Origin of the sequence: Variovorax multivorans, assembly GCF_051216835.1 — a bacterium.
In the GTDB taxonomy this organism is placed as follows: Bacteria; Pseudomonadota; Gammaproteobacteria; order Burkholderiales; family Burkholderiaceae_C; genus Variovorax.
This window is the reverse complement of record NZ_JBPJZL010000005.1, coordinates 341,102-348,365: the sequence shown is the minus strand read 5'-3', so window position 1 is coordinate 348,365 and position 7,264 is coordinate 341,102. Positions and strand designations below refer to the sequence as shown.

Here is a 7,264-nt window from a genome sequence, read left to right as displayed (position 1 = left end):
CATGGCTGCCATCCTTGAAACCACGAGTTCCGCTTTGCCGCTCAGTCCGGAGCAGCGTGCCATCTGGGCCCAGCATGGGGAACAGGCCGCGACCGGCGCGCCCAAGCTCGTGTTGCTGGCCGATCTTGACGGCGAGCTCGATGCGGCGCGCCTGCAGGCAGCGGTGCAGTCGGTGGTGCAGGCCCATGTGGCCCTGCGCTCGGCTGTGTTGCAGGTGCCTGGCTTCCGGGGCCTGCGGCAACAGGCACTCGATGCGGCGGCCACGCCGGGCCTGAAAAAAATCGACCTTCGCGGTAACGACGACAGTGCGACCGCATTGGCCGACTGGATCGCCGTGTGCACGGAAGAGCCGCTGGATGTCGCGGGCGGCGCGCTGCTGCGCATCGGAGTCGCCCGGCTCGGAGAAACACGGCACAAGCTATTGCTGGTTGCCAGCGTGTTCGCTGCGGACAAGGGCAGCCTGCAGGGCTTGCTGGATCAGATTGCCACGGCGTACCTGACGGGGCAGGTCGTCGATGCGGACGAGGTCTTCCAGTACGCGCAGTTCGTCGAATGGCGCCAGGAGCTCGACAGCGACGACGAAGCGGCCGACGGGCGTGGCTACTGGCATGCCTACATCGACCGCGCCGACATGCTGCAGGCACCGCGCCTGAACACCCGGGCGGACGGGGAGTGCGAAGGCACACCGACTCGCATCAGCCTCGCCCTTCCTCTTGACGCGGCGCTCGCCGCCCGCATGCAGGAAGTGGCCGGGCAGCTCGGGTGCGGCACAGACTCGCTGCTGCAGGCCGTTTGGTGGCTGCTCGTGGCCCGGCTGACGAGCCACCGGCCGTTCGTTGCTGGCTGGCAGAACGATTGCCGGCGCAACTACGAAGTGATGCAGGGAGCAGTGGGCGTCTTCGAGAAGATCCTGCCCGTGGTCGTGGACGTCGCGCCTGAAGAGCGCTTCTCCGACTGGGTCGGGCGCCTGGGCAAAACAGTCGAGGCGCATACGGAGGCGCAGGAGTACTGGGCGATCGATGCGCCGCCGATCTCCGCGCACCTCGACGTGGGCTTCGGTTTCGACGAGGCGCCGGTGCGGTCGCACGGCGCCATGGCATGGTGTGTGGACGCCGCGCCCGGGCCGCAGCCTTGTTTTGAACTGGCCCTGCAGGTCGGCCAGGCCGGCCAGGCGTTCACGCTGTCCGTGCATGCGGACGCATCGCGCTATTCACCGCAGGCCGTGGAGCGGTTGCTGTGGCAGTACGGCACCTTGCTTGAAGATGCCGTGGCGCAGCCTCGCGCGCCGGTTGGCAGTCTGGCGCTGGTCGGTTCGCGCGAGCGCGAATTGCTGTTGCTCGCAGCCCGTGGCGAGGAGGCGGATTTCGGAACCCTCACGCTGGCCGAACAGGTCGCCGGCTGGGCGCGGACGACGCCGGACGCGCCCGCGCTGGAGGCAGGCGATGTGCTTCTGAGTTATCGCGAATTCGATGCGCGAATCAACCGGATGGCGCACTGGCTGCAAGCCCGGGGCGCCACGGCAGGAACGCTGGTGGCGCTCAACCTTGCGCGGTCGGCCGACTTGCTGGTGGCGATGTTCGCGAGCTGGCGCATCGGGGCGGGCTACCTGCCGCTGGACCCCGAATGGCCCGCTGCACGCCGCCAGGCCGTGCTGGAAGACGCCGTGCCGTCGCTCGTGCTCCATGCCACCGGGTCGGCTTCGCCCGGCGATGCGCCGTGGCGACAGGCATCGCTGGGTGACATGGACCTCGACGGCTTTGCCGACAACGCGCCGGCACACCAGCCTGCAATGCGGGACCTGGCCTATGTGCTCTACACCTCGGGTTCGACGGGAACGCCCAAGGGCGTGGTCATCGAGCAGGGGCAGTTGCTCAACTACGTGGCCGCGGTGTCGTCGGCCATGGAACTGGGCCGCTGCCGTCGCTGGGCGCTCACCAGTTCAGTCGTCGCGGACCTGGGCAACACGGCGCTCTTCGGTGCGTTCCACAACGGCGCGTGCCTCGTCGTGGCGGGCCCAGGCGACGTGAAGGATGCGCGCGCTTTCGCGGGCTTCATGCGCGAACGCCGGATCGACGCACTCAAGATGGTGCCTTCCCACCTGGAGGCCTTGCTCGAGGACGATGCACCGAAGCTGCCCGGCACGCTGGTGCTGGGCGGCGAGGCCGCACCGCGCTCGCTCATCGAGCGCATCGCCCGGCTTGCACCGCAGACCGTGGTCTACAACCACTACGGCCCCACGGAAACGACGGTGGGTGTGATGGTGCATCGTGTGCCGGCAGAAGGCGCCGCGTCTTCGGTGCTGCCGCTGTCGCGCGTGCTGGCGAACAACCGCATCCATGTACTGGACGAGGCCTTGCGCGTGGTGCCGAGCGGTGCGCTGGGGGCGGTGTATGTCGGTGGTGCGCAGCTGTGCCGCGGCTATCTGAACCGGGAAGTGGAAGGCGCTTTCGTGGCCGATCCATTCCAGCCCGGGCAAAAGCTCTACCGCACGGGCGACCTGGCTTGCGTGCTGCCCGAGGGTGGCATTCGCCTGGCAGGGCGGGCTGACGATCAAGTAAAGATCCGGGGCTTTCGCGTCGAGCCGGCCGAGGTGGAGGCGGTGTTGCTGTCGCAACCCGGCGTACGACAGGCCGTGGTGCTGGCGGTGCCGGCCGGCGGAGGCGACGCCGAACTCCGTGCCTTCGTCGTGGCAGACGAAGTGCTCGCATCGGAAGCCGACCGTTCGGCGCTGACCGGGCGGCTGGGCATGCTGCTGCCCGCGCACATGGTGCCCGCACGCTGCACCTTCGTTGCGGAGTTCGCGCGGCTGCCGAACGGAAAAATCGACCGCCAGTCGTTGCTGTCCGCAGCAAGGGTCGATGACCGGAAGCCGGTGGCAACGGCCCCGCGCGACGCGCTCGAATCGGTGCTGGCGCAGTGCATGGCCAGCCTCGTTCAGCGCGACGTCATCGGCGTGGAAGACGACTTCTTCGAACTGGGCGGACACTCGCTGCTCGTGATCAAGCTGGTGGCGCGCATCCGCAAGCTGCTGCGACTCGATATCGCGCCGGGGCTGGTGTTCGACCATCCCACCGTCGCCACGCTTGCGGCGGCGCTTCGCGCGCTGGAGGGGGCGGACGTCGAGCGGATGGAGCTGCTGGCGCACACGCACGAGCAAGCTCGCCTCAAGGACTCAGGATCAGTTTGATATGCAAGATGGAACAGTGATGAACAGCACCCATGCGGCGCAGCGAATTTCGGCAGCAGACGAGTGGGCGGAGGAAGACGACGAAATCCGCCGCCGCGTGTCGAACGGCGACGAGGTGCCGTTGTCCCATGCGCAGGAGCAGCTCTGGTTCCTGCAGCGCCTGGAGCCGGGGCTGACGGCCTACAACCTGCCGAGGATGCTCCGCCTGCAGGGCCCGCTGGATGCGGATGCGCTCGAGCGGGCGTTCCAGGCCGTGATCGATCGCCACGGCATCCTGCGGACCCGCTTCTTCGAGAAAGACGGCGTTCCCATGCAGCAGATGGCGCAAGACGTGACGTTCGTGCTGGAGCGGTTCGACCTGTCGCTGGAGTCCGGGGCCGTGCGACAGGCGCGTGTCGATGCGCTGACGAGCGAGATGGCCCTGCACGTGTTCGACCTGGGCGCCGCGCCCGCGCTGGTGGCGAGGCTGATCCGGCTGTCGGACGAAGAGCACGTGCTGACGGTCTGCCTGCATCACATCGTGTCGGATGCCTGGTCCAACCCGATCCTCGCGGCGGATCTTGCCTCGGCCTACCGCCTGGCATTGGCCGCGGGCGCGGCCGTTCGGTTGCCGGCCTTGCCGGTTCAGTATGCCGACTACGCACTGTGGCAGCGGGAACGCTTGCAGGGTGAGGCCCTGGCGACGCAGCTGAACTACTGGAATACCCACCTGGGTGCCGATGTGCCGCCGCTGGAACTGCCACTGGACGGGGTTCGTTCCTCGCGGCAGACCTTCAACGGCGCCGTGCATCGCTTCGAGCTGGAGCCCGCACTGGCAGTGGCGTTGCAGAAGTTCTGCCGCACGGAAAAGTGCACGCCCTTCGTTGTCCTGCTCGCGACCTGGCAGATGCTGCTGGGCTGGTACAGCGGCCAGAACGACTTTGCCGTCGGCGTGGCCAATGCCGGTCGCCATCGCGACGAGGTACGCGATCTGGTCGGGTTTTTCATCACGACCCAGGTGTTCCGGGCGCGGCTCGAGCCGCGCGCCACGTTGCTCGAAATCTGCCGACGGGTACGACGCGATTCGTTGTCCGCACTGGAGCATGCGGACCTTCTGCTCAAGGCGCTGCTGGCCAGCCGCAACGTGAGGCGCGACGCGTCGCGCAACCCGTTGTTCCAGGTGATGTTCGGCGTGCAGATGGGCGACAGCGCTGCCGGCCTCGCGTTCGGCGATGCGCGCACGGAGGAGATCGGTGCCCGCAATGCGAGCGCCAAGTTCGACCTGTCACTGGATTTCTTCATCGAACCGACGCGGGCGCACGCGCAGATCGAATACAACACGGGCCTTTTCGGCGAGGCGACCGTGGCGCGGCTGGCAGGCTGGTACGTGCGCCTGCTCGAGGCGTTGACGGTCGATCCGGGGCAGGCCTTTTCGGGCGTCGATCTTTGCAGCGCGGCGGAGCGCGCGCAACTCGTGGCGTGGAGTGTGAACACGCAGCGCCATGAAAATGCGACGCCGGTGCATCGGCTGATCGAACGGCAAGTTCAACGAACCCCGGATGCGCCGGCCCTGAGCTTCGGCGAAGAGACGCTGAGCTACGCGCAGCTCAACGCGAGGGCGAACCGCCTCGCACATCATCTGATCGGCCTTGGCGTAAGGCCCGAGGCGAAGGTGGGCATCGCGGTGGAGCGCTCCATCGAGATGGTGGTGGGAATCCTGGCGATCCTGAAGGCAGGCGGTGCGTATGTGCCGCTGGACCCGGACTACCCGGCGGAGCGGCTGGCCTACATGGTGGCCGACAGCGGCATCGGACTGGTGTTGACGCAGAGCCATCTCACCGTGCCGGGCGCCGAGGCTGTGCAGGTGCTGTCGTTAGACGCGCTGGACGTTCGTGCTGAATCCGGGGCCGATCCGCAGATTGCGTTGAACGGCGAGAACCTCGCCTACGTCATCTACACCTCGGGCTCCACCGGCAAGCCGAAGGGCGCCGCCAACCGTCATGGCGCCTTGTACAACCGCCTTGCCTGGATGCAGCAAGCCTATGCACTCGGCGCCAACGACACCGTGCTGCAGAAGACTCCCTTCAGCTTCGACGTGTCGGTGTGGGAGTTTCTCTGGCCCTTGATGTTCGGCGCCCGCCTGGCGGTTGCTCTTCCGGGCGACCACCGCGACCCGGCACGTTTGCGAACCTTGATCGGGCAGCACCGGGTCACGATCCTGCACTTCGTGCCCTCGATGCTGCAGGCCTTTCTGGCCCACGAGGGCATCGAGGCCTGCACCAGTCTGCGGCGCATTGTGTGCAGTGGCGAGGCCCTGTCGGCCGAAGCACAGAACGAAGTGTTCAGGCGGCTGCCGCAGGCAGTGCTGTGCAATCTCTACGGTCCGACCGAGGCAGCCATCGACGTGACGCACTGGACCTGCCGGGACGACGGGCGCAGCCAGGTGCCGATCGGACGACCCATCAGCGACACCCAGGCGTATGTGCTGGATGCGGAACTCAACCAGGTAGCTGCAGGAGCGGCGGGAGAGTTGTACCTGGGCGGGGTCAACCTTGCACGCGGCTATCTCAACAGGGCGGGCCTTACTGCAGAGCGCTTTATCGCGACGGAAGATGGGGCCCGGCTGTACCGCACAGGCGACCTCGTGCGTTGGAATGCGGAAGGCCAACTGGAGTACCTGGGGCGCATCGACCACCAGGTGAAGGTGCGGGGCTTCCGCATCGAGCTCGGCGAGATCGAGGCGCAACTCTTGGCGCAGCCCGAAGTGCGCGAAGCGGTGGTGGTGGCACGAGATGCCGCAAGCGGAGCCAGGCTGGTGGGCTATGTCTCCGCCCACGCCGGGCAGGCCATCGAGACAGCCGTGTTGCGTGAACGTCTTGCCGCGGCGCTGCCTGACTACATGGTGCCGGCGGCGCTGGTGGTGCTGGATACATTGCCGCTGAACGCCAATGGCAAGGTCGACCGCAAGGCGTTGCCGGCGCCGGAGTTCGGGGAGGCCCGGGCAGGCGAAGAGCCACAGGGGCTGGTGGAGGGCGCGCTGGCCGCGATCTGGGGGCAGGTGCTGGGTGTGCCGCACGTGGGGCGTCACGACAACTTCTTCGAGCTCGGTGGTGATTCCCTCGTCGCGCTCAGGCTGCTGGCCAGGATCAACAAGTCCCGTGCGCTGGGCGTGAAGATCTCCCTGCAGGACCTGCTTCAGAAACAGACGATCGCCAGGCTGGTTGCACAACTGGAGATCGGAGCGACTCCGCAGCCCGTCCAGTTGCTGAACGCGTATGCCGGGCCGGCAGAAGCAATGCCACTCTTCTGCGTGCCGCCCGGGCTGCGACACCCGGTCGACTATCGGCCGATGGCGCGCTACCTGGAAGACTCGCGTGCCGTCTACGGCCTGAGCTACACGGACGACATCACCGGACTGGAGTCCATCGGGCAGATGGCCCGGTACTACGTCGATCTCATCCGCAAGACGCGGCCGCAAGGTGCCGTTGGCATCGTCGGCTGGTCACTGGGGGCGGTTGTTGCGGTGCATGTCGCCAGCCTGCTGGAGCAGGAGGGCGTGGAGGTCGCCTTCCTCGGCATGGTCGACAGTTTCCTGCTGGACGAGAGCTTCGATCCGAACGGCTGGTACCAGGACTTCCGCGATTTCGTTCTGGACACCGCGAACGGCAGCATGGGCCGCGAAGCCGTCAACGCGATGCTCGACAGGTTCGAACCGATCCGCTCAGCATCGGACGATGCCGTGCGCGACGCTGTCGAAGAAATCGTGGCCGCGGCCGGCATGAGCATGAAGACGGCCGACATCGTCCAGGGGATCGTTGCAACCCGGCGCATGAACGCGATCACGGAAAAGATCACCGCATTCCCGCGCTTGAACGTGGCGCCGCATTTCTGGTGGAAGAAGGGGAGAGCGGTTGCGGAGAAGACCGCGCTCCTGTCGCAGTTCGACGGCGAAGCGCGTGCTTCAGTCGAAGTGGATGCCGACCATCAGGGCATCGTGCGCCACGCTGCGATGTTGAGCCATCTGCATGCAGCCATGTGCGATGCGCAAAACAGGGAAACAGCAAGCACGCGCTGATCGCTGATGGATGGCCTGCCCCC

At 66.9% G+C, this 7,264-nt stretch carries 2 protein-coding genes; both read left to right on the top strand.

Features of this window, described 5'->3' with window-relative positions:
- Position 1 precedes the first annotated feature (1 nt).
- Positions 2 to 3,187, top strand: coding sequence for a non-ribosomal peptide synthetase (locus ACSFCA_RS15010; RefSeq protein ID WP_435460020.1), 3,186 nt, complete (start codon positions 2 to 4; stop codon positions 3,185 to 3,187).
- 19 nt (positions 3,188 to 3,206) lie between these two features.
- On the top strand, positions 3,207 to 7,241 hold the full coding sequence (locus tag ACSFCA_RS15005; protein ID WP_435460019.1) for an amino acid adenylation domain-containing protein: 4,035 nt from the start codon (positions 3,207 to 3,209) through the stop codon (positions 7,239 to 7,241).
- Positions 7,242 to 7,264 lie beyond the last annotated feature (23 nt).

Coding starts and splice junctions, on each gene's coding strand:
- ACSFCA_RS15010 (WP_435460020.1), top strand. CDS start 2: ATGGCTGCCATCCTTGAAACCACGAGTTCCGCTTTGCCGCTCAGTCCG.
- ACSFCA_RS15005 (WP_435460019.1), top strand. CDS start 3,207: ATGAACAGCACCCATGCGGCGCAGCGAATTTCGGCAGCAGACGAGTGG.